At 49.8% G+C, this 25,145-nt stretch carries 15 protein-coding genes and 1 tRNA gene; 3 read left to right on the top strand and 13 right to left on the bottom strand.

Annotated elements, in window-relative coordinates; translation table 11 throughout:
* Positions 1-226 precede the first annotated feature (226 nt).
* From BM202_RS34550 to rpe, 5 genes are all read right to left on the bottom strand, one after another.
* The gene (locus BM202_RS34550) at positions 227-1,057 is read right to left on the bottom strand and encodes a transketolase (protein WP_093834863.1); all 831 of its coding nucleotides are present in this window, start codon (positions 1,055-1,057) and stop codon (positions 227-229) included.
* A 14-nt stretch (positions 1,058-1,071) separates the two neighbouring features.
* Positions 1,072-2,922, bottom strand: a complete 1,851-nt coding sequence (locus tag BM202_RS34545) for a glycosyltransferase family 39 protein (protein WP_093834861.1) — start codon at positions 2,920-2,922, stop codon at positions 1,072-1,074.
* A 31-nt stretch (positions 2,923-2,953) separates the two neighbouring features.
* Positions 2,954-4,996 carry an OmpA family protein gene (locus tag BM202_RS34540; RefSeq protein ID WP_093834859.1) on the bottom strand — a complete coding sequence of 681 codons (2,043 nt, stop codon included), beginning with the start codon at positions 4,994-4,996 and terminating at the stop codon, positions 2,954-2,956.
* Between the two features lie 149 nt (positions 4,997-5,145).
* Positions 5,146-6,576 carry an alpha-amylase family glycosyl hydrolase gene (locus BM202_RS34535; protein ID WP_093834857.1) on the bottom strand — a complete coding sequence of 477 codons (1,431 nt, stop codon included), beginning with the start codon at positions 6,574-6,576 and terminating at the stop codon, positions 5,146-5,148.
* 43 nt (positions 6,577-6,619) lie between these two features.
* Positions 6,620-7,291 (bottom strand): ribulose-phosphate 3-epimerase, encoded by a 672-nt coding sequence (gene rpe / locus BM202_RS34530; protein WP_093834855.1) that lies wholly within the window; start codon positions 7,289-7,291, stop codon positions 6,620-6,622.
* A gap of 237 nt (positions 7,292-7,528) precedes the next feature.
* On the opposite strand from rpe, the gene ligA reads away from it, so the two are divergent.
* Positions 7,529-9,682, top strand: coding sequence for an NAD-dependent DNA ligase LigA (gene ligA / locus BM202_RS34525; protein WP_093834853.1), 2,154 nt, complete (start codon positions 7,529-7,531; stop codon positions 9,680-9,682).
* A 3-nt stretch (positions 9,683-9,685) separates the two neighbouring features.
* Here ligA and BM202_RS34520 read toward each other — a convergent pair whose 3' ends face one another.
* The gene (locus BM202_RS34520) at positions 9,686-10,195 is read right to left on the bottom strand and encodes a hypothetical protein (RefSeq protein WP_093834851.1); all 510 of its coding nucleotides are present in this window, start codon (positions 10,193-10,195) and stop codon (positions 9,686-9,688) included.
* Between the two features lie 112 nt (positions 10,196-10,307).
* Between BM202_RS34520 and dapA the strand changes: the two genes are divergently transcribed.
* Positions 10,308-11,204 (top strand): 4-hydroxy-tetrahydrodipicolinate synthase, encoded by an 897-nt coding sequence (gene dapA, locus BM202_RS34515; RefSeq protein ID WP_093834849.1) that lies wholly within the window; start codon positions 10,308-10,310, stop codon positions 11,202-11,204.
* Positions 11,205-11,267: 63 nt separating this feature from the next.
* Here dapA and BM202_RS34510 read toward each other — a convergent pair whose 3' ends face one another.
* From BM202_RS34510 to BM202_RS34495, 4 genes are all read right to left on the bottom strand, one after another.
* The gene (locus BM202_RS34510) at positions 11,268-11,879 is read right to left on the bottom strand and encodes a hypothetical protein (RefSeq protein ID WP_093834847.1); all 612 of its coding nucleotides are present in this window, start codon (positions 11,877-11,879) and stop codon (positions 11,268-11,270) included.
* Between the two features lie 139 nt (positions 11,880-12,018).
* Positions 12,019-12,216, bottom strand: coding sequence for a hypothetical protein (locus tag BM202_RS34505; protein WP_093834845.1), 198 nt, complete (start codon positions 12,214-12,216; stop codon positions 12,019-12,021).
* A 97-nt stretch (positions 12,217-12,313) separates the two neighbouring features.
* Positions 12,314-14,524, bottom strand: a complete 2,211-nt coding sequence (locus BM202_RS34500; RefSeq protein ID WP_093834843.1) for a carbohydrate binding family 9 domain-containing protein — start codon at positions 14,522-14,524, stop codon at positions 12,314-12,316.
* Between the two features lie 142 nt (positions 14,525-14,666).
* Positions 14,667-17,222, bottom strand: coding sequence for a M14 family metallopeptidase (locus BM202_RS34495; RefSeq protein ID WP_093834841.1), 2,556 nt, complete (start codon positions 17,220-17,222; stop codon positions 14,667-14,669).
* Positions 17,223-17,405: 183 nt separating this feature from the next.
* Between BM202_RS34495 and BM202_RS34490 the strand changes: the two genes are divergently transcribed.
* Positions 17,406-17,477, top strand: a tRNA-Glu gene (locus BM202_RS34490).
* Positions 17,478-17,620: 143 nt separating this feature from the next.
* Here BM202_RS34490 and BM202_RS34485 read toward each other — a convergent pair.
* The 3 genes from BM202_RS34485 to BM202_RS34475 all read right to left on the bottom strand — a co-directional run bounded on the left by BM202_RS34485 (position 17,621) and on the right by BM202_RS34475 (position 24,926).
* Positions 17,621-21,838, bottom strand: a complete 4,218-nt coding sequence (locus BM202_RS34485; protein WP_093834839.1) for a PA14 domain-containing protein — start codon at positions 21,836-21,838, stop codon at positions 17,621-17,623.
* 429 nt (positions 21,839-22,267) lie between these two features.
* Positions 22,268-23,899, bottom strand: a complete 1,632-nt coding sequence (locus BM202_RS34480) for a hypothetical protein (RefSeq protein WP_093834837.1) — start codon at positions 23,897-23,899, stop codon at positions 22,268-22,270.
* 82 nt (positions 23,900-23,981) lie between these two features.
* Positions 23,982-24,926, bottom strand: a complete 945-nt coding sequence (locus BM202_RS34475; RefSeq protein ID WP_093834835.1) for a transketolase family protein — start codon at positions 24,924-24,926, stop codon at positions 23,982-23,984.
* Positions 24,927-25,145 lie beyond the last annotated feature (219 nt).

Here is a 25,145-nt window from a genome sequence, read left to right as displayed (position 1 = left end):
TGAGTAAGGGCGAAGACATCCTGTCGAAGGCGGAAGAGTTGCTCAAACAGGTTGGCGCCAATGAAGCCGCTGGCCCCGAAAACCACAATGGGACCGTTGAGTCGTGTAATATCAGAAGGTAGCAAATTGAATGCGGACTGATTTATTCAGGCCGCAATATTACGGGAAAAGGACGGATATGCCCTACCGACAGCCAGTTTTATAGCCAACGGTAATAGACAAACGTCTATACCTGAGCCTCATAAGGCTGCAAATAACGTTCGTTGACATCGGCACGAGCCTGTTCATACTGGTCGGGTGCCATAGGCAGATAGTGCCATTCGAGCCGGTTTTCCATATATGAAACGCCCTTTCCTTTCACCGTATGGGCAATGATCACTTTAGGTTTACCCGAGCCGGAGGTTGTTAGTTGATCGATGATGTTCAGTAGGTCATCAATATTATGGCCATCTACTTCAACCGTCTCAAAGCCAATGGCTTTCCAGGTATTCACGTCGGCCGTATCGCCCAATACGTTAGCGGTTGTGTTGAAACCCTGTAGCCCGTTTTTGTCAATCAAAACGATCAAATTATCCAGGCCATTCTGGATGGCGTAATGAGCTGCTTCCCAGGTTGTTCCTTCGTTGGTTTCGCCGTCGGACATAAGCACAAACACACGGGAGTCGTCACCCAGTAATTTGCCCGCCTGCGCAATGCCCGTACCGATAGGCAGGCCGTGCCCCAGCGATCCCGTAGCGAACGGAATACCTTTATGATGATTTGGCGCGGGGTGAGCGGGGAGGGTCGTGCCGTTGTGGTAGTACGTTGCCAGTTCTTCGTCCGGAATGTCGCCGAGGTGGTTCAGGCAAACGTAGAGCGCGGCAGCCGCATGGCCTTTTGAGAGCAAAAATGTATCCTGTTCGCGTTTGCGTGAAATAAGAGCCGCAATCATCAAATCCATGCAACTCAGCGAACAACCAATGTGCCCGGCATGAGCGTTATTGTACAAACTCAGGAGTTTGAGCCGTAGTGTACCCTGAAGAGTTTTCAGATCGGTGGTGTCGATGGTTGATGTCATGGTGTTGGTGGGTGTTAATCGCCGTAGCGATAGGTATTGCCTTTAAAATCAAAAATAGTAATTTTTTTGTCCGAATTTCCTTTCACCAGCACAATCCGGTCAGGCTCGTTCGGGTCGACGCGCTGGATGTATTGGGCATCCTTGGGCAAATAAACGTTGACTAGCTGAGCATCCAACAGTGTTACGTCGGAATAGGTTTTGTCAATTTTCTCCGAGTAAATAATTCGTTTTTTATTCGGATACAGAATTGTGTCGCCGGGCGCATAAAGCTGCTTAAGCTGCTGAGCGGCAGACCAATATGGATTGGCGATGCGTGGTTTTTCGAAATACGTGTATTTGGGTGCTTTATCGGCGTAAATGGCTCCCAGAAGTTGAATAATGTGCCAGGTCTGAAGTAAAAGCACAGCCGCAATGGGTAAGCTGAACCATTTACGCAGGCTTGGCAGTTGAAGCAAACCCATAGCAACCAGAATGCAGACGTATGGAAACGAAAACGCTGAATAGCGCTGAGTGATCCCAAACGTATGCCCCGAGCGTAACGCCATGAACAATAGAAATAACGTCGGCAGAATGGCCAGGAGCAACAGGATGACAACAACCCGTTTCTGATCGGCATTGGTGCGGTCCACTACGTATCGGTAAATGAGATAAATGAATGGTATGGCGATTGACAGGACCAGCAACCGCAAGGGCGTTACACTATAAATTGGTAAGCCTACCAACAGAATCAGCGGAACGGCCGCATAGACCCAGGTGGGAGGCTTTGCTACGTTTAGATAGCGATGTATGACAAACGTAGCTATGATACCCAACCCCAGGGCCGGGACCGAATTTCGAATCCCAGTCAATGCAGCGCCCAGACCATTGGTAATCAGGAATAAATCGGCAAAGATGGGTACACCCCGCACGGCAATGTTCGGCACCGTTGCGGGCAGAATAATGCCAAACGGACTGCCCATCGGGTTTGTCAGGGCAATGTTCCGGTAAAAATTCTTCTGATGTTCAAGGGTGAAAAACGTGTAGGAGCCACCCCCAAAAAAGAACCATAACGAAACCAGCCCTAAACTAATCGCCCCTGTTATTGCCAGCGTGACCCAGGCCCGGCTGTTACGTAGGTAGAGGAGGGCATACAGCCCATGACACATATAGACCGTAATAGCCAGATAGTGAGATAAGACCGCTACCACAAAGACGGCTCCGTACGCGACGTAGAGAATTGGCAGTGAAACTGAACCTGCTGACATTGACCCAACTAAGGACGAACGCGAACGAACCCGTTCCAGAATCAATAAAAACAAGTGCGTGGCCAGTAACGTCAGAAAGATCGTCATGGAATAGTTTCGCGCAATGTGGCTGTAGGCCACAAAAATTGGCTCGATGGTGGCAATGGCGGCACTTGTCAGGGCCAGGGCATCTACGGAAGAATCGGTGAGCGTAGACGATAGGGTCGAACGCGATCCCGATCGAAAATGCCGTCGAACAAAAACGAACAACATCCAGACAATCAGGACACTAAAAATGACCGACGGCATCCGAAGGGACGTATCACTCAGGCCAAATACCTTTAGCCAAAGCCACAGAACAGCGTAATAGGAGGGACTGTTACCGATGTCGCCCCGAATGTCGGCCTGAATGAAATCTTCGATGGTTTTGGGCTTCCAGAATTCAGCGGGCGTGAAGTACTTCTTGTCGAACACATCTCGCTGGTTGAATCCTTCCAGACAAACACTCTGGCTGACTAAAAGCGTCGATTTTTCGTCGAAATAAATGGCATAAGTGCCAACACGATACAGGCGAAGGCCGAGGGCAAGCACCAGTAAGGCACTCAGCAAAAACAGCGTATTACGGGATAAAGGGGCAGACATCGGGTCAAAACTACGCGCAAAATCCGGGTTCTCATAGTTTTAGGATCGTGAATTCGACCCGCCGGTTTAGTTTACGCTTCTCTTCGGTTTCGTTACTGGCAACGGGTTTGCTAGGTCCCCACGCCTTGGTTTGGATACGTTTTTCGTCAATTCCTTTGCCGATCAGGTAAGACTTTACCACCCGAACACGGTCTTCGGCGAGTTTCATATTTGGTTCCCAATCGCCCTGATTGTCGGTGTGGCCTTCAACCAGTAAGTCCATTGACGGGTATTTTTCCAGCATCCCAACGACCCGGTCCAGTTCCTCGTTGGCGCTCGGTTGCAGGGCAAACTGGCTTTGCTGGAACAGCACTTCCCGCATCGTAATTTTCTGGCCACTCTCGATCTTTACCAGGTACAGATTCCGCCGAATGTCCCGGAAGCGTTTGTCCTTGCTGAGGTCGAGCGTCTCTGTTGTAGGAAAATAACCCTCCTTACTGGCCGTCATTGTGTAGACCTTCTGCGTAGGCAAAATCAGTTTATATTCTCCCATTTCGGGGCTATAATCAACACTCGTTACGTCCTTGGTATCGCCAAAGATCTTCGATACCACCATAGCAGAAACCGGTTTCTGCGTTTTGGAATCAAGCACCTGCCCGGCCACAATAGCCACCGGATCGGGTTTGATGGCAGGGAACAATTTCAGTCGGAAAATATCGTCTTCACCCAATGAACCGGCTCGGGAACTTAAGTACGCGTACTCGCCGGAGGCCGGAATAGTGAAATAACCATCCCATTCATTCGTATTGATGGAAGGCCCCAGATTTTCGGGTTCGCTCCAGTTATTCCAGGAGTCGTCGAGCCGCCGACTGACAAAAATATCCCCATTGCCATAGCCCGGATGGCCGGCTGATGTAAAGTAGAGTGTACGGCTATCGGCCGCCAGAAACGGTGAACTCTCAAAGTCAGCCGTATTGATGACATTGCCTAATGATACCGGTTCCGACCACGTATTATCAGGCTTTTGCTGCGATACGTACAGGTCGCGGTTGCCGCGTGAGTCTTTGCGTTGCACCGCCAGAATGATGGACCGCCCGTCGGGCGACACGCAGAACTCCAACTGATTTTTTTCGTGCAGGTTATAGTTGTTGGCGATCTTGCATTCTACCGGTTGCGACCAGCCCGTTTTGGTTCGGATGGATTTAGAAATACCGAAAGACAGCCCGCCATCGGGTCGATATACATTGATGAGATAAGCCGTTCGACCATCGGTAGCCATGCTGCTAATGGCATTATCGCCCGCGTTGTTGATGGGTGAGCCTATGTTAACCGCTTCATTCCAACCAGGTGTAGTGCCCCCAGCACTGGGTCCAAGTGTTGAATACCATACGTCCTGCCGATCGGCAGCACCCATGTTCGCTTTGTTAAAATTACGGGTAAAGAAGAGCGTCTTCCCATCGGGCGCAATGACCGGTGCCACTTCCTGGCCCGGCGAGTTGACCGTTTTGCCAAGATTTTCTTTCTGGATGTCTTTGGGCGTATCCTTCGATACGTTGATGCCTACCGAAACAGGGTTTGCATCTTCTGATATCCCAATTGCATCAATCTGGTTAATGCCCTTTATAGCAGCCCCGTTTATAATAACCTTGAGTTGCTGGCATAGAAAATCGGCCTCTTTGGGGAAAACTCTCAGTAAGGGATCGACCCGGTCCTGGATGCCAGGCGTTTGAAAAACCGGATGCTCCGCGCCCTTTTCGTCAATGGCAATGATACGTACCACGGCGCCCGGATTTACGTTTTCGGCCACTACAATCTGTCGGGCATGCATGGGTTTGGCAAAGCCAACCTGAATCCATTCGTCGGCAGCACCATCCGGGGATTGGGGTGCCCAGGCGCAGGGGCTCTCGCCCAGTTCGGGCACTTTGCTGGGACGCCCTAACGCCTGAGCCGCTTTATATTGCTCTCCGTAGGTGTCTCCCTTTTTCTCCGATGATGCACCAACGACACGACTGGCCCACTGTATGGTTTGCGCCTGAGCAGTTGGAAAACTGACCATTACAACCAATATGCCTGCCAAGATTCTCCAAACTCGCATAAACGATGAAACGGGGAGCGGTTTATGGGATTAACAGTTTATATAAGAACCGTCATCTATTCTTACGTGCAAATGAGTTGTTCAGTTTTTTAGAACGTATGCAACGTACTATATAGCCGTCTTTTGTGTCAGGTAATTTAAGGAAAAAATTAATTCGTCAGCACGCGATACTCCCAGGGTTTGAGCGTTACGGTCATTGCTGACTTTAATTCCATCGATTGGTGGCTAAACACATCGGTATACGTACCGACAAAGCCGTTCCCTTCCAGACGAATCGTTTGAGGTTCGCCACTCAGGTTTACCATGACGGCGACTCGATCGCTATCGCGTTGCCGATAAAAGGCATATACTTTATCGTCGTGGTCGGTCGGTATTTTCAAAACTTTACCGCCCGCCAGTCCATTCCAGAGTGCACGGTTGCGGTGTTTGAGCGTTAGCAAAGCTTCGAAAAAATCACTTTTGGCGTAATTGCCCCAGGAGATGGTATCTTTCTCGAAAAACGCCAGCCGTTTGTTCAGGTTCGACTCCATGCCATTATAGACTAGTGGCATACCTTCCAGCGTACTGCTCAGCACCACAAAAGCATCGGCTCCCGGTCCGAAGGATTCAGCCAACGTACCGTTGTTGGTGTTTTCATCATGATTCTGGGTAAACATCATTTGATAGTACCAGGCTGGGAAACGCTTCTGATTAGCCTCGCGCAGTGAGTCGATCTTATCGGCCGTTCGGGCACCTTTCGCTATCGCTTTCAGCATAGTGTGCATACTCCAGCCATAGTTCATGTTAAAGCAGCTTTTAAAGTGGTCGGGTTCATCTTCCCATTCGGCCAGCATAAAAACCATCTTGATCTTATCCAATTGAGGACGCAACTCGGCCCAGAAATCGTTCGGAACGAACCCCGCCACATCGCAGCGATATCCGTCAATGTCATACTCTTTCAGCCAATACTGCATTGCCTCAATCATACCCTGACGCATGTCCGGATTGTTGTAATTGAGATCAACAACGTCGGTCCAGTCGGTGGGCTTACCAGTCGTAGGATCGACGGGCGTGGTCATGTGCCCCTTAATTTTCGTGTACCAGTCAGGGTGTTCTTTCACCCACACATGATCCCAGCCGGTGTGGTTGGGCACCCAGTCCAGAATCACGCGCAGCCCCAGCGCGTGGGCTCGGGTAACCAGCGTCTTGAATTCGGCAGGTGTGCCATAAGCAGGGTTTACGGCTTTGTAATCGGCAACAGCGTAGGGGCTTCCCAATTCGCCTTTTTTGTTTTTCTGACTGATGGGGTAGATGGGCATCAGCCAGACAATGTCAACCCCCATTTCTTTTAAGCGGGGTAACTGTGCTTCAACTGCCTTGAACGTACCCTGAGCGGAAAACTGACGGGTATTTACTTCGTAAATAGTGGCAAACCTGGCCCAGTCGGGAGCTGGAATGGCACCCGCTACAGTAGTATCACTATCGGTAGGAGCCGAGGTTTCACTCTGATTTTGGGAGGTATTACGACAGGCTTTCAGTAGCACAAGTGCGCCAAGTAGCACAAGGGCGCTGAATAAAACAGCCAGATATGATTTCTTCATGAATTGATTCCTACTAATTCAATTTGACAAGCTACGAATTGCACTAGGCTACCATCGGCTGGTGGCTATTTTTCAACTGACGAATGGCTTCCAGTGGGTCCTGCGCCCCAAAAACTGAACTGCCTGCCACCAGGATATCGGCACCGGCACTGAGTAGCGCCGACGCATTTTTTATACTAATTCCCCCATCAATTTCAATCAGAGTAGACGCGCGATTATCCGTCAGTAATTGTTTTAATTTCGCCACTTTTCGGAAGGTATGAGGAATGAACGATTGCCCGCCAAACCCAGGATTGACCGACATGATCAGCACAACGTCCAGCTGCTCCAGCACGTCTTCAAGCCCATCAACGGGTGTATGTGGGTTGAGCGCTACACCCGCCCGGCAGCCCATTTTCCGAATGTGGGTGAGCGTTCGATGAAGGTGCGTACAGGCTTCATAATGAACATGAATCGTGGTGGCTCCTCCTTCGGCAAAAGCGTCGATATAGCGGTCTGGATCAGTGATCATCAGATGGACATCCAGCGGCTTTTTGCTATGTTTTCGGGCGACCTCCAGAACAGGAAATCCGAAGGAAATATTTGGAACAAAAACGCCATCCATCACGTCAAAATGAAGGTAATCGGCCTCACTGTCGTTGATCATCTCCAGATCATGTTGCAGGTTGGCAAAGTTGGCTGCAAGTAGAGAAGGAGCGATAAGCGGTCGAATCATGACGGAGTTGAATTGTTGAACAAGTAATCAGTTGAAAAAGAAAGGCTTGTCCGTTAGTTGGCGTTAATTACTTACTTTTTTATCCTGTAAAACTAACATTTTTTTGCTTGATCGAGGAAACAAACCCAATATTGACCGTTAACCAATAGGCTGATTTTTATTTTAAGTACCTGGTATTATTGTTAGATATGATACCTTTTGTATGTGTTTTTGTTAACTGCCTGCTGAAACTTACCTATGACACCCCAGGAACGTATTGCCGAACTGACCCAGCGACTGAATTATTATACACATCAATATTACCAGAACAGCATTTCGGAGGTAGATGACTTCACATTTGACCAGCTACTCGCCGAACTTGCCGATCTTGAAAAACAGTATCCGGAATTTCGATTACCCGATACCCCGACGGCGCGCGTTGGTGGGACTATCAGCAAAGAATTTTCGACCGTCTACCACCGGTTTCCCATGCTATCGCTGGGAAATACGTATTCAGAGGAAGACCTGGTTGAATTTGATAATCGCGTCCGGAAAGGGTTGCGCGAAGAACCTTACGAATACATCTGCGAACTTAAATTCGATGGGGTGGCCCTCAGCATGACCTACGAAAATGGCGTGTTGGTGCAGGGAGCCACCCGTGGCGATGGCGTTCGCGGGGATGATATCACGAATAACATTCGCACCATTCGCACAGTGCCGCTACGTATTTCGAGCGTGGAGCGTGGGGCAAGGAGTGAGGAGCAAGGGGTGGGGCAAACATCTATTGACTTCGGAAATCCCTCCGTACTCCCTGCCCCAAGCTCCTTACCCCACTCTCCACGCCCCACGCTCCCTGCCCTTTTCGAAGTTCGGGGGGAAGGTTTTTTGCCGTTGGCTGAGTTCGAACGTATCAACAAAGAGCGTGAGGACATTGGCGAACCGCTGCTGGCGAATCCCCGGAATGCGGCTTCCGGTACGTTCAAACAACAGGATTCGGGCGCAGTAGCCAAACGACGGCTTGATTGTTATCTCTACTCGTTCCTGTCGGAACCCGACGTATTCCAGACGCACGAAGAAAGTTTGGTAGCCATGAAAAACTGGGGCTTTAACGTATCGCAGACTTGGCGCAAGTGTGCCGACATTCGGGATGTAATGATGTACATCAGCGAGTGGGAAACCAAACGGTTCGACTTGCCGCTGGGCACCGATGGCATTGTTATTAAAGTCAATCGGTATGATCAGCAGCGGGAGTTGGGCTATACGGCCAAGAGTCCGCGTTGGGCGATTTCGTTTAAATACAAAGCGCAGGCGGCCAGCACCACGCTCAATGGAATCAGGTACCAGGTTGGCCGGACGGGGGCCGTAACACCTGTTGCCTTACTGACGCCCGTGTTGCTGGCCGGAACCATTGTGAAGCGGGCATCGCTCCATAACGCCAACGAGATCGAGCGGCTGGGCGTCATGATGCACGATACGGTGTTCGTTGAAAAAGGGGGTGAAATTATTCCGAAAATCACGGGTGTAGACCTGACCCGACGCACGGAAAAAAGCCAGCCAATTAGTTATCCAACGGTCTGCCCGGCCTGCGGAACGCCACTGATTCGCAAGGAGGGAGAAGCCAATTTCTATTGTCCGAATGAACAGGGCTGTCCCCCGCAGCGGCAGGCACGGTTCGAACATTTTATTCAACGCCGGGCCATGAACATCGAAAGTCTGGGCGAAGGCAAAATCGAACTGCTCATTGATCGGGGTCTGGTTCAAACCCCCGCCGATCTTTATAAGCTTACATCGAGTGATTTATTGGGTATCGAGAAAATATTTCTTGATGAGGAATCTGGCAAAAAACGTATCGTCAGCTTTCGGGAAAAAACGGTCGAAAATATTCTGACCGCTATAGAACGCTCGAAGGCACAGCCATTTGCCAACGTATTGTTCGCATTAGGCATTCGCTACGTTGGGAATACGACTGCCGAAAAACTCGTCGATTATTTTGGATCAATGGATGCCATCATGAACGCCAGCCTGGAAGCCTTGCTGGCTGTGCCCGACACCGGACCCCGTATTGCCGAAAGTGTAATTGGCTGGTTTGCCGATCCGGCGAACCGAGATTTTGTTGAGCAACTTCGGGCGGCTGGTTTGCAGTTAGTAGGCGAGAAAAAAGTGGTGGAGCGGGAAGGCGACTCGCTGGCCGAGAAGACATTTTTATATACCGGTACGTTCGCCAACTTTAGCCGCGAAGAACTTGAGAACCGAATTGCTGCGCACGGCGGACGGGTGCTCAGCGGAATTTCCAAGAAACTGAATTACCTGATTGTGGGCGAAAATGCGGGACCGTCAAAAGTCGATAAAGCCAAAAAACTGAACGTACCGATGATTGGTGAAGACGAGTTTCTGGCGATGTTGGGGGTGTAGGGCTTATTTCGGATGAATGGTTTGCAGAATACCCAGTACTTCCTGTTGAAGATCAGCATCATATTGAACTGACATACTTAAAGCAAACTTGCCATTTCGGAGTAAGTATAACTGGCCCTGAGTTTTTGGTTGAGCGGAATAATAAAAGAAGCCCTGTGTGTGTCCGCTCCGTCGAAACGTAACAAGTCGGTTTAAAACCCAACTTGGGTAGGTAAGACTGTCTGGCCTGGGTGTAGCCAGGGGCGGGGCACTTGCCGTGAAGAATGACGAGCCGAGAAAATAAGCTCTTTGGTCTTCTTTTTGCAGGCTAAACTCTGGTCCTTCAATCGATGGCCCAATGCCGCCTTTGTAATTACTGGGGAACTGGATTACATATTCATTATCGAGTGGCGTTGCTTGCCAGCTTGACTGAGTTTGTACGTCAATAAGCGTACTGTTAGCATCGGGCAAAATGGCTTGATTCCCGTTGCAGGCAAATAAACTGATTAGAAGAAGCGTACAAATAAGTCGCATAGCTATCAACGTTTTTCGCTAAGATTCACAATGTTAAGGCCTGGTTGGAATGGTTCGGACGTTTTGCATAAAATTCCCGTAACTTTGCGTTAATAAATTCCTGTTTCCGCTAATGGATACTAAATTCCACGGTGTAGGGGTCGCCATTGTGACGCCCTTCAACGCCGATCATTCTATTGATTTCGACGGCTTCGGCCGCATCGTCCAGCATATCTCCGACGGAGGAGTGCGCTACATCGTCCTGCAGGGCACAACCGGCGAATCGCCAACCGTGACTAAACAGGAAAAAGCCCAGTTGCTGCAATACCTCAAGGAAAATAATCCGAAGAATCTGCCAATCGTTTTTGGTGTCGGTGGCAACGTAACGGCCGATGTCGTTTCGGGGATGAAGTCCATTGATTTTGAGGGTGTCGATGCTATCCTGTCGGTTTGCCCCTACTATAATAAACCTGGAAAACGGGGTGTCATTGAGCACTTTACACGTGTGGCCGATGCTAGTCCGGTTCCGGTTATTCTCTATAACATTCCGTTTCGAACGGGCATCAACATGTCTGCCGAAACGATCTGCGAATTAGCGCAACACCCAAACATCATTGGGGTTAAGGAAGCTTCCTGCGTGATTGAGCAATGCATGGAAATTGCCCGCGACAAACCGGACGATTTTCTGCTGATCTCCGGCGATGATGTGCAGGGCGTCCCCATTATCAGCATCGGTGGCGTTGGTGTTATGTCGGTGATTGCCAATGCGTTCCCCGCTAAATTCACTGGGCTTATCGACGCTGCCTTAAAAGGTGATTTCGCCTTCGCCCGTACCGAACTTGGCCACTTCCTACGTATCGATCCATTATTATATGAAGAAGGAAATCCAGTTGGTGTAAAAAGTATTCTGGAAATTCTCGGCCTGATTTCGTCCGAAGTCCGGTTGCCGCTCATGAAAGCCTCCGATGATTTGGTCGAACGCCAACGGGCTGTTCTTCAGCGCGACGGCCTGCTGGAACTAGTCGCCTGAGCAGTGATTTAAATTTGTAGTGAAGGCTCCTCGACGTAGTGATACGCTGAGGAGCCTTCATTTTTAGAATGTATAGCCCAAAATAAAATTTCCGGTTGGCGATACCGTGTTCTTATAATATTGAGCTACACCAATCCCCAATTCCAGGTTCACGTAAAAGTGCCTGGTAGCCGTGTGTTGAACGCCCCAAAGCACATTAAACCCTGCCCCCTGAAGATCTACATTAACGTTTTTGAGGAGTGGAGCAAATACATAGCCTGCTTTTGCCGCAACATAACTACCTGAATTATACCGGATAGATTTGCTGGCTTCTTTTCGCTTGGCTAAGTTGTAAAAACGACGTACGGCTACGGACACTTCCGGATTTATACTGAATTCGACCACTTTTTTTGCAGCATATGCATAATCGTAACTTTCGATGCGGAAGGAGCCTACAAGCCGAAATTGAGAAACCAACGTTGTTTGCTTCCCTAGCCGATGTTCGTTGAGGTAGCCCGGCCCCAGAAAGTCAATACGCCAGATGTCTTTTCTCAGGTAATTTTTAGGAACGCTACGATGCTGGCTAATACTATCAGTCGCACTGATTGTTACGTTTTGAGTAGTCCTGGTTGTCAGGGAATCCTGGGCCTGACTCCAGAGGGGTACTAAAAAGAGGAGCAAGTAAAATTTATTCATCAAGTACGGTACGTAGGTATAGCAAACAAAAGTAGGGGTTTATAGGCCAGAATTAAAAAGTCATTAACCTTTCGTAAGGCATAAAAAAAGTCGACCTCTGGCGAGAGATCGACTTCGTAATGTTACCCTAATCTATGTATCAGGAGTTTCTGCTACCGCCCCCACCAAACAGTTTTGAGACAACCCAGATGATGATGCCAATGACCACAATGACGCCAATAATACCCGTGTAGGCACCTGCTTTAAAAATATCACCAATTGCTGCACAACTGGTCATGAACAGCGTTAAAAACAAAGCCACAAAGGCTGTTGGGAAAAAACGGAACAGAGGTTTCATAGACGTTGACTGGTTTTAGTGTAGTCATTGAGCCGCCCTGCGTTGAGCGGATTTCACAATTAACAGACACAAACACAGTTTGTTTAAACGCGATGGCTCAGAGATTCCACCAATACGTCCATTTCAGGACCAGCGCTCGGTTTTTAACCGAAAAGAAGCCTGGTACGTCCTGCCCAATCTGCGCCGAATTGGGTAAATAATTGTCAGTATATACCAGAAAAAAGTCTGATGCGGGCTTGTAGCGCCATTGGATGCGCGCATTGACGTTCATGTTTTTTTGCTGTTCGTTGTATTGCACAAACGTAGTCAGATACAGCTTATTCGTAAGTGTCAGGTCGAAGCGCGGACCCACGAGCCAAAACGTGGTCTGACCCCAGGGTTGGGGCAGTCGAATGTCGTTGTAGCTGGCGCTGGCGGCCAGACTAACGTAGGGTTGAAACCGGAAACCCAGATCGGCCGTCAGGTTCAGGCGCGTTCCGTTGGCGTAATAGCCACCATAGCGCGACGAGAAACCATAGGTGAATATACTCTGCGGTTTGGAGTCGAAGTCGGTTCCCCAGGCCGTCCAGTTGTGTTCTGTACCCGTCGCCAGTGTCTCGCGGCCCGTATTGGTCGGGTCGAAAGGTTGCAGGAGACGAACGTAATCGGTGGCGACCCAGGCCGTAAAGACGCTTCGGCTGCGGAACGTAACGGCATAGGTTAATACACTTTCGTTATCGCTTTGCCGCCAGGCCGGGTCGAAAAAGTATGTGGACGTTACGGTTGGTCCATGATTTAAGACACTGCTCCCTGTCGGTAAAAATGTGTACCCAATGGAGGCCGTTCCGCGCTCATACCCCCGGCGCGGAACGTAGCCCGCTTCGGCTGTGTAATTTTTGCCTACGGACTCAACTTGCCCGCTGATCAGCCACTTACGGCTGAAATACTGCAAATTGGCGGCATAAACCGCATCGTCTCCCGGCTGGTCCGGGCTGAATGATTTCACATACAGGGCCTTTCCTGACCAGAGATTATTCGCCGAAGCCAGATTATATTCCAGCCCCAGATTGCGGTTGTAGCGTGAATACAGCATTTTATCGGCGACAGATTCGTAGGAAAGCGATTCTTTATTGACAAACATAAAGCCAATATTCGAGCGGGCCGACACGCGCCGTTGCAAGGCCATAACGGCAAAATTTTGAGCTGGAAGTCCCGTAGCGTCAACGCGCCCGGTTTGCATATCCATGACACCTATCCGCCAGTCTTTGTTGAGTTTACCACTCAGTCGCGCGCCAAATCGGATGGGTACGCCCCCGAGGCCAATCCGCCGACTGAAAAAGGGCCGAATCGTAGCGTAACCAAAGTTGGTAAACTGGTCGCCGTTCTCCAGAAAAAACTGCCGCTTTTCTGGGAAGAACAGCTCGTAGCGATCGAGGTTGGTAACCTGCTGATCAACGTCGACCTGCGAAAAATCGGGATTGACTGTCAAATCAAGATTTAGGGATGATGTAACAGCCACTTTCGCATCGAGTCCGGCATTAAAACGGTCCTGGGTTGGTACGTTGTTCTGGTAGTCGCGGGTCAATCCAGTCAGTGCGTAGGGAATGAGTGAGATGTTTGGACCGGGCTGTGGCGGTGGCTGATCCCAAACCAACACACCCGTTAAGGCTAGCGACGCCGTCGGGAACTGCCGCTGAATGGGTGTCCAGGATGATTTTTCGGTGGTTTTCAGGTCTTGTCGACTGAAGTTGATTCCCCAGCGAGTGATACCTCGCTTATACCGTATCGTTTTAAACGGAATCGCCAGTTCGAGCACGTAGCGATCGGGATAATTGCGCACTGACGACGTCCATTTATTGTCCCAACTCAGGTTGGCTTTGCCACCTTCGTAGAGCAACCCATCCCACTGTGCCCCGGCCGCGTTGGTGCCAAAGGTAAAGCCGTTGGTCTGGTCGTCGAAGGTATCCATGAAAAAAATGAAATTGTCATTTTTGCCAAACGCCCAGTCGCGACGTAGCGATTCGACAATATAAGGCCCCGCTACGTTGCCATGATAGCAAACGGCGCTCAGGTAAACGTTATGGTCATCATACGCCATCCGGACTTCGGTGCGGACGTGGGCGCGACTGGTATCCATTGGTAACACCATCCAGAAGTCCGACGCTATTTCCGCGGCCTGCCAGGCGGGTTCGTCAACGGCTCCGTCGATCACGATCGGGGACGTAGCATGGCTGATATGAAGCTGATAGGATTCATTTTTCTTCTGGGCCAGCAGGGAAGAACTGCTCACGAATAGCAAGCCGATAAGAAGAATCGGTAATAAGCGCACCGAATAAATACGTTTAGAGATGATTATAAAGAAAGGGAATCAGACCGCTGATTTACCCCGCCAAGACACAAAAAAGCCGCAACGAATACCCATTGCGGCTTTTTTGTTTTTGTCATTTTAACGCCAAAAGGAATAACAAAGGTTAATTCCCAACCATAAATACGGCATTACCAAACAGCAGCTTGCCATTGTACCAGAAACCCCGGAAGAGCGGGTCATCGGCCAGGTAAACAATGCTTCCCCGCCCTAACGTTTGCACGCCCATCAATAGCGTATTTTTTAATTTTTCCTTGGCATTCCTTCCCGAAAAACCAGCTACATAATTGTCCGTTTTCAGGTAGCCAACATTCCAGCCATCCTTCAGGAAATCGAAATTATAGGCGTTTTGCACCAGTGAATAATAGCCATTCGTGAGACCAAAACCCAGCGGGTGCGACGTATCCATATTGACGCGGTAAATGCTGCCCGGTATATCATCCGAAATGGCTGTCCGCTCACGATCGACATATAGTTTGAGTGAATCGGCTAAATTGCCTTTTCCTTTGTCTTTCGGCTTGACTTCTTTTTCCTTCAAGTCAAAGCCATCTTTTCCTGCCAGAAAGGACGTAGCGCGTTCCATGGCAATGAGTTTTCCCCCCGCCCGAATCCATTCTTTGATACCCGTCAATATTTTTTCGTTCAGGAAACGACCGTAATTGTAGTTTGTCGGCAGAATCAACACGTCGAATTTACTCCAGTCGACATTCGTCAGTGAATTAATGTCGAGCAACGTAGCAGGGTAGTTCAGTTCCTGGTCGAAAAAATGCCAGACCTCGCCCGCCGATGGGGGAGGGGTGCCGTCACCAATAACCACGCCTACACGGGGCGCTTTTAGGCCCGATACAAAATCGGAACCAAAATCAGAGCCTTTAGTCACGAATCCCGTTTGCACCGGCGTTACGTCGGCACCGGTTCGATTCGCTTCTGCCAATACAACTGCACCAAGCCGATCACCGAAGCGCTCATTACCGGTTCGAGCCACGATAAGCGTGCCCGATGGATACGTTTTCCCTTCCAGTTCAAACGGTTTTTCGGCGGCTCGTACTCTAACTTTTTGCTTTAACAGTCCCGCCAGTGTTTGCACGGCTGGCATCGACTGCCAGCGGATAAGGTAAGCATAGGCTTTAGACGAATTCGCCGTCGTTGATTTGGGCGTCGTTGTCATAGCCGTGCTGGACGGGTTAATCCGTGATGTCAACCCATAGGTTTGCAGGCCAAAGGCGTAGGGCAATGACCAGGCCGTGATGTCGTACGTAGCCGAATCTTCCAGCGCTGAATTCTGCTCGAACAAGATTTTTAACAGCGTTGATTTTGGCTGGTAAGCACTGATCACGATATCGTCCGCATCAATGGCTACACTCTTATCGTTCTTCTGGCTGGTGTAGTTAAAGGCCGGTGCTGACATGGATTTGCCTGCATAGCCAAACGTAATTTTGTTACGTTCCAGCAACTGCTGCAACGCTTTCAGCCGGCCAGCATCGCCATTCGATTTAATGACGTAGCTTTTGTAGATGCCAATAGGTGTGTTTCTAGACTTGTCGAAAAACTGACCAAATTCTTTGACAACTTCGGCGGGCCGATCAGCTACCGATTCGAGTGTCGCGATGCTGGCCGTGTAGTGGTGATCAATCCGTTGATGGAGTGTGAGGGTATCCCCGTCATTTTTTTCGATAGCCAGCCCAGCCCGTCCGCTGCCGCCCTGCTCATAGGTCATGCCGATCGCTCCGTTGTACGTAGGATACGTATCGCCATAACTGGGATAGAATAAATCGAAGCGTTCCCGTGTGTAGTAGAGCCAGCCATTGCGGTCGAAGTAGCGGCTACAATACTCGCCGATCGTTTGCTGAAATTTCCGCTGGAAAGGCGTGATATCTTCGTGATATGGTTTGGCCGAGGGGGCAAAATAATACGGACTTTCGACACCCATTTCGTGAAAGTCGCCATGCAGTTGTGGCATCCATTGCTGATAGAGTGCCATACGCTGCTGCGTAACTTCCTGCGTTTGCCAGGCCCAGTCGCGGTTCGGATCGAAGAGGTAATGCGTATAGCGACCGCCCGGCCAGGGTTCGTTGTGCTCCCGGGCAGAAGGCGTGGGATTGGCCGCGCGGCCCAGCATTTGATTGTACCAGTTTACGTAGCGGTCGTGGCCGTCGGGGTTCAGGCCGGGATCGAGAATCACCACGGTCGAATTCATGATTTTCTGAGACACGGCATCCGTGGTGTTCAATAGCCGATACAATACCTCCATAAAGGCTTCGGAGCTAACGGCCTCATTCCCGTGTATGTTGTAGCTAAGCCAGGCAATGGGCGGCTGGGGGGCAGCCGTTGGTGTTCCGTCCAGCAAGCCAATACGTTTCAAATTATTGGTTCGAATTTCTTCCAGCCGGGTCATATTGGCTTCCGAGCCGACGGCCACCACCATCAATTGGCGACCTTCATACGTAGTGCCATAGGGGAGGAGCTTAACACGATTGGGAAGTTGGCGGGCTACCTGTTCAACATAGGCCAGCACGCGGTAGTGAGGAGTAAAGCGTTCACCGATCTTATAGCCCAGAAATTGATCTGGCGATTGGGCGGTGCCTGATGCAGGAGTAGGTGTTTGCGCATGAACTGACAATGACGCGACCAGTAGGCCCGCCAGCAGCAAGAGGTGTTTCATGAATGTGATGAAAAAAATGGAAATGCTAACTTCCTCAAAAATAGCAGTAAATCGCTCAGGAACCCTTTTTTTGGAAAAATTTTGACGGTCAGTGTTGCATTATTAAAACATAGCCTTACCTTTGCACCACGTTTCGCCAACACAGCGGCAATAAGCCAAAAGGTTGGGTCTTTTTAACAAGACGGCCGATTCGTCTAGCGGTTAGGACATCGCCCTTTCACGGCGGTAACACGGGTTCGATTCCCGTATCGGTCACTTCCTAACAAAAACGCCCTAATCAATCTGATAGCCAATGCGCTGTCCATGAGCTGATTAGGGCGTTTTTCTTTGTTACAGCAGGCCGAGTCCTATTCAGTCTGCTGTAACAAAGAAAACTCCTCCATTTTAAGAGTAGCCAATTAATCCGTAAGGATAACTTTCCGAGTTAGGCGCTTGGAACTCTGGGTTAGTACCAATACATACGTTCCCCGGCCCAATTGATCCACCATTACCTTAATAATATTTTCGCCGGGGATAACCTGATGAATCGTTTGGTGTACCGGCTGCGCTGCCGTATTGATCAACTGTAGCGTGGCCTCTCCGGCAGCCGCTGCGTTGTAGCGAACCCATATACTTTCCCTGGCTGGTACAGGATAGGCCTGCAGGTGCGACACTTCAATGCTCTGCTCTTCGGTAGCGGCTACTCGTGCGCTGGCCAGGGATATTGTTGTTGGATATAATCGCTCCTTAGGAATAATAGTCAGCGATTGACCAGGATAAGCCCATCCCAGCCGGGCAGTAGCTCCACCTGTATATTCGAAATAGTCCATCTGAATATCATACCGCTGCCCCGCAACCAGGTCTATTGCCGTACCGTTATTCAGTACCGACGGGTGGCCATTCCAGTCATTGATAAGAAGCTTTCTGTTTACCCAAAGGCGAACCCCATCATCGGTGTCAGTACTGAAAATGTACGTACCGGTTACAGGGGCTTCCACCTGGCCCGTCCACCGGGCAGAAAAATTATCGGTATTGATAACCCCAGTGGCTGGCGTGCCGTCGCCCCAGAAAAAATCTACCGTAGCGTCCGTGCGGGTTAGTGTGTAGGGAGCTGTCAGCGTATTGTTATTGAAATAGTCCGCCCGTAACCCTGTTCCACTATTGGATGCAGTGGAAGGGGGCGTTGGTGCTGGGGGGGCTGGGGTTGGCTGGCTGGTAGCCACTCGCCAAAACGCCGAAGCGGGAATAGCCTGTTTTGACAGGCCAGGGCCGCTGTAATTTACCGTCAACGCCTGACCGCCACCCCCATTGAAGTAGACGATTGTCAGCGCATGTAATCCTGCTTTCAAGCCAATCGTACCTGACCGTTCCTGCTCACCGTGAACCCCATCATTATTGACAACTTCGGTCGTGCCAATCAGTAGCTTGGTGCCATCATCGGAAGAGGTGTAGAAGGTGTATACCCCATCCGCCGGTACACTAACATATCCTTTGAAGCGAAGGCCATAGCTATCATCCCGGCTTCGTACCGCAATGGTCGGGGTGCTGCTGACGCCCGTCTTAACCGGCGTCAACGTAGTGAAATCAGGCAGGCTGGTCCAGTAACTTTCGTAGTAGCCATAATCCAGTCCGGCTACGGCGTTGGCCGGATTGTCAGCATCCCGTAGCGTCACGGCGGGTGGTTGAGGAGCTGGATTGATGGCCACGCGCCACAGGGATGACGCCGGAATCTCCTGCTTGTTTATACCCGGACCACTGTAACTCACTCTCAACGCCTGACCGCCATCAATTTGCAAGTAAAGTACGCTCAGGGCATGCAGACCAGCTTTTAGCCCGATTGTTCCCGACCGTTCCTGATCGCCATGCCCGCCGTCGTTGTTAACTACCTCGGTAGAGCCAATCAGGAGCTTAGTACCGTCATCCGAGCTACTGTAGAAAGTGTATACCCCATCGGTAGGAACACTGACGTAGCCGACGAAGCGAATCCCGTAGTTATTGTCACGGTTACGTAGCCCCAGCGCGGGTGTACTACTAATCCCTGTTTTAATAGAGGTTAGCGTATTGAAGTCAGGCAGATTGCTCCAGTTACCTTCATAATAGCCATAATCCAGTCCGGCTACGGCGTTGGCTGGATTGTCAGCGTTACGTAGCGTTACGGCGGGTGGTTGAGGAGCTGGATTGGCGGCCACGTGCCAGAGGGCTGAAGCAGGAATAACCTGTTTAGACAAACCCGGACCGCTGTAACTTACGGATAATGTCTGGTCGCCACCGCCCTCAAAATAAAGTACAGTCAGAGCATGCAACCCCGCTTTCAAGCCAATCGTACCCGACCGTTCCTGCGTAGCATGGCCCCCGTCATTGTTCACAACTTCGGTCGTACCGATCAGGAGTTTGCTACCGTCGTCGGAGTTCGTGTAGAACGTGTACGTGCCATCCGTTGGCACACTGACATAGCCGATAAAGCGAAGACCAAAACTATCGTCACGGTTACGGACGGCAATGGTCGGAGTGCTGCTGACGCCCGTCTTAACCGGTGTCAACGTAGTGAAATCAGGCAGGCTGGTCCAGTAGCTTTCGTAGTAGCCATAATCCAGGCCAGCTACGGCATTAGCCGGATTGTCGGCGGTACGTAGCGGTGTCGAGGCTACAACATCTTTGAACAGGATGAGCGATGAAAAGGCAGGAACGGTTACCTGACCGGTTACTACGTTGTTACGGGCATCCCGATACGTACCATCCAGTGAAATCTGAATCGCGTTTGCCGTTTGATTAGCCGTGAATTTAAGGTAATCATCCGGGTTGCCAGACGAATAGGTAACGGGACTAGTGCGTGTTGAGGGATCTTTCCCATACCGGTTTTGCCAGTCCGATAGCGAAATATCCGCGCCTGTCGTGCTATTGTAAACCGCTCTGATTGTGTAGACATCTTCAAAAGGGCGTGCATACACATTGTTGTCAAACTGACCAAAGCCGGCTAAATCATTCTGGCTCGACTCATATTTGACATTGAACTGGGTTGCCAGACGGCTCACAAAAATATTACTCTGAACCAGGTTATTACGTGGCTGGCAACCGCCGGCACTGGTGATTGCAAACTGCCCTTCGCCATTGTTGTACGACGTATTTCCAGTCATCTTAATGTTGGACGAGCCATGCAGGAAGAAACCCAGCCCCCGACAGTTATAAACCGAATTACCCGTAACCTCGATGTTCGTGGTGCAATCGTCGAGGTAAATGCCGTTGGCCCCGGAATAAGCGCCACCCAGCGTTCCCTCCGGAGCGCCTATGCCATTATATACTACGTTTGACAGCAGCCGAATGTCCGACATAGCCTGTTGATTACCATTCCAGATATACAAACCGCTTCCATCACTTTTGGTCAGACAGAAGTTACTGATCTGATTCCGCTGAACGGTTGTGCTATTCGAGAAGTTGAGCGCATTGTACCCAATATTATCGAGCACATTGTTTTCGATCAGGGTGTTGGCGGTAGTGGCCGACTGAAACCCTACATACGTTCCGTCACCACTTTTACCACGACCTGCAAAAAGACCAATGCGCCGGATGGTATTCCCTCTGAACGTAACGTTCTGATAAGGTGAAATGTCAACGCCGTTGTTGTTGATGTCTTCAATAAGGTTATTTTCCAACAGCACCTGACTACCACTTCCTTTCAGCAGGATACCGTCCTCGCCCGATTGCGTGATGTCATTATTGGTGATAACCAGATTAGACCCGTTCGTAATCAGCAGGTCGCACGCTACTGCCTGCGTAATCTGTACATTACGGATGGTCACGTTCGACACATTCGATAAATTCACCGCTTCACTGAAAACGGTGGCCGTAATTGTATGGCCGTTCGGGCTCGACTGGGTGTCATACACCTGGATCTTTTTGGTGGCCGGGCTGTAATACCATTCCCCTGCCTGATCGAGGGTAGCCGGGTGGTTCTGGATAAAATACCCCCAGTTGTCACTGATATCATAGGTGCCTGAACCGTCTAACGACAGGGTATTTCCGTTCTGGCCCGTAATGGCAGCGCGGTTCAGTATCCATTGAACTGGTCGGAATACGGCTTCCCCACCCGTCCAGTTGGTCGACAGCGATTGCTGGCTGGTGAGCTGGGATTTGCCCGCGTGCGATTGCACGGTGAGATACCCTTTATTAGATGCATCAGCATTCGGATACCGACCCAGGGGCAGGGCCGAATTGTCCCGGTACAGACCCGTTACCCGATCCCCACAGGAAGGGCAGTCGGCCTGCCAGACATTATTGCCCAGGTTTTTCCAGTTGCTGACTGGCACGGACCCCGCCAGAACCGGTTTGTTGCCGGAACCGTACGCATCAATCACGATGGGGTTATTTGGTGAGCCCGACTGTCGGAGCTGCAGATTGCCTCTGAATGTATCACTCCGCCGGAACAATACCTGATCACCGGGCTGTAATGACAGACTATTAATTTTCGCTATTGATTGAAAGGGAGCACTCGTTGAGCGGCCATCATTACTGTCATTGCCCGCGTTGGCAACGTAGTACGTTGTTTGCCCAAAGCTGGTTGACAGGTTGGAAAGGATTAATAAAAAAACAGGTGGGACATACCAAATTCGCTTTACCGCTGCTAGATAAATAGATTTCATTAGGCTACGTACAATGGATGAGTTATAAGAGAGCTACGTCGATGATCAAGCATAATCCGATAGACTATACAATGATCGAAGCGTAATATAAATCCTTATTAACGAATTTCCATTTATGTATCGCTAAACATGCATAATTTCAATAAAAATAATAATAATTATACAATTGTAAATCAATATTGTTACATAAAATAACAAGCACATATCAAAATTAATTTATTAAAAGGTATGTATCTTGTTTTTAGTAAGTATAAGTACTGGTCATTTATTGAGTATAAGTATTTTCAGGTAACGTCCAGTTTAAAATGGGCGAGCTACTTCCGACAAGACGTGAAAATCAGCCAGGCCGTCAATCCAACAGCGAGTTAGAAAATTGGCCGTGTGTACACTCCGCAATGGCTTCGTTTTATAAGCTCAGTGCCTGTAAGTCTATTTCAGGGGATCTTTTTCTGCCCGGACCACTGGCAGGGCAGGCAGTCGCGTTGGCTGTTCAAACGCGTCGCTATTGGTATTTAGGAGATAGCGGCAGAAGGGTTGATTACCAACCCTACCCACAAATTGATCGATAAGAATTCCTTTGTTGTACTTATTCAGGGTCTTGATTTGATCATACAAAAATGTGCGATCTTTTATCTTGCCTTTAACCGACGCTGGAACGAGTGGATTATCACTAAGGTTGAAGTAGCTGTTGAGGCTATACACCACGTGGCTACTCGTAAAGAATAGCGACCGGGCCATTTCCAACGCAGGCGTAACACTGCCAATTAACAGAAAGACGGCTATGGGTAACTTGCTGGCTAAGCTGTACGTGTTATCGAACAGAAACCTGATCGTGAGTGCCATCAGAATAAACAACGCGGGGATGGAAGCCCGCATCGAGAAGTCACTGTTGAGGCCTATTTTAACGAATGGAACGACGAGAAGCACACAAATACTCAGTAACAAAAGATTACTACGTTGCCGCGTATAAAGCCATAGACCCAGCATACCCGCTTCCAGCAGGAAAAAAGTGGCGTAGTTAAGCGGATCATACGTGACAATACTCCTGAGCGAACCGGCCTGGTTCATAGTGAAATACAAACCTGTGATCCCAACAACCACCAGCGCACCTACCGTATTGGGAATACTTAAATACTCGTTTAGCAGGGATTTAAAACCAACTTCATATAGTCGGCGGATCAATTGGAACAATACAAAAGGCACCAATCCAATGGTTCCGAGTGGGGCTTGAAATAGAGAAAGGGCGATAACGAAGAACATCGCTTTTTTACCGGTGTTGTTGATCAACAGCAAGATCGTTAACCAGATCGGAATGGTCTGATTGAACACCCAGTAAAGAAGGGTCGTGTTGGACGAAAACTGGGCGGGTACATTAATTGAATTTGCCCATCGTTCGATATGGGCAATAACGCCCAGCTCCGGCACCGAATTACCCGCATAAAGGGCAATCAGTGAGCCAACGATGTCAAGCCCGCTCCAGAAAACAAGCAGCAGCGCAATTTTGTAGGAGACTTTTTTGACATACTGGCATAGCAGCGCGAACGTCAGCAGCAAGCCAAGAAACGACCAGAGATACAGAAAGATATTCCCAACTGTCCAGCCCAGCAGCTTGCCAATAAGGGCGGCAGGTAACCAGTAGCCAAAGTAATAGACAAGCAAAAGGTGCTCATTGGCCATGTGGTGGGTTGATGGGTAAATATCCGCGTTGTACACAACGGGCCATTGCTGCTGAATCAAATCCCGAAAAATGGCATTCCGCACTTCAAAGTCGGAATTCTGATAAGAAAAACCACCAATGCCGGAAAACACCAGCCAAACGGCTAGAATGGCGGCACTTATCCAGAGTTGTTTTTTCTGGATAGCCTGTAACTCAATCCGGAGCGACGAACGTGTAAAACGCTGAAACGAGACAACCAGGCAGTAGCTTAAAATAGCGCCCAGTAGTAGTGAGTAGGGTAATCTGAGCCAAAACAGCGTAAATAAAAGAAACGGCAACAGCAGGTATAGTAACGCTGCTGAATAAATAAGTTTTGATACTGAGCCCGTATTTAGCTGTTTCATGACGTGAGATAGCCCAGGTTAACCGAGCCCGTTTACTGAAGCATTTCAACTAGAAGTGCTCTGATAATCATCTATTTAGTGATCACTTATTGGCAAGAAAAGCTTTGCCTGATGGCGTCTGCCGAGTAAGTATCGTCAGTTGCCGGGCAATATTGGCTGGATCGAGGCCTGACAATTGCTGGTGGTATTTCTGATCACCGTACAGACCATTAGGATAACCCTGAGCCGATAAACTCACAAATTGGCTTGGTATGGCGCCTTCTGACAGCATTTGTACGGATAGTTGCTGCGCCAACCCACCAACCGATACGTGCTCTTCGACCACCAGCAACGGCTTGCCCGCCCAGCGGTGAGCCAGATCAGATGATAAATCGAGCGGCAGGTTGGTGACCGTGTAGACATCGAACTGGCCAGCTAAAGATTCGTCTTCCAGAGCCTTCAGTACGTTGGCCACAACGGGGCCAAGGGCCACGACGGTGCCCCACGAAAGCGGACTGCTAACAATTTGCTTGAACGTACCACTGGTCGTTGCGCCATCGGGCGTTTTTGCCCCCGCCCCCAACCGCAGGTAGGCCGGACGACTTTCGGTTATGATCTGATCGAGCATCGGGTCCACCTCGTCGGCGAAAGCCGGGATGTAGGTATTTACGTTCTGAAGGCTGCTCAGGCAGGCCAGATCTTCGATGGCATGGTGCGTACTGCCCATGATGCCGTACCCATAGCCTCCGCCGTTGCCGACCAGAAAAACCGGCATTTTATGCAGACAAACGTCGTTGCGAAACTGCTCTAAACACCGGTAAACAGCAAAGGGCGCAATGCTGTAACAGAACACTTTGTAGCCACGATAGGCCAAACCAGCCGCCATACCCACCATGTTCTGTTCGGCAACCCCAGCATTGATAAAACGTGGTCCCAGGGCATCTACTACGTTCTCTAAGGCGTTATAGCCCAGATCACCGGTAAGGAACACGACCTTTTCATCCTGTCGCCCAATTCGCTCAATCGCGCTTGAAAATTCTTTTCGCATAGCCTGTTACCGGTTATAAAATTCATAGGGTGTTGAGCCCATCTGCTTTATTTTGATTTTCGCTGCTCGATCAGTACATTGATCTCAGCAGCAGTACGATACGTACGTTCTCCCTTTTGAACCTTCGTACGAATGAACTTTGGACGTTTTTTGGTTTCCTCAAATATCTTGCTGATGTACTCGCCCAGAAAGGAGATGCCCAGCAGGTTGATGCCCCCA

The sequence above is a fragment of the Spirosoma endophyticum genome (assembly GCF_900112365.1).
Taxonomy (GTDB): Bacteria; Bacteroidota; Bacteroidia; order Cytophagales; family Spirosomataceae; genus Spirosoma; species Spirosoma endophyticum.
The sequence above is the reverse complement of the archived record's forward strand: the minus strand, read 5'-3'. Positions and strand labels throughout refer to the sequence as shown.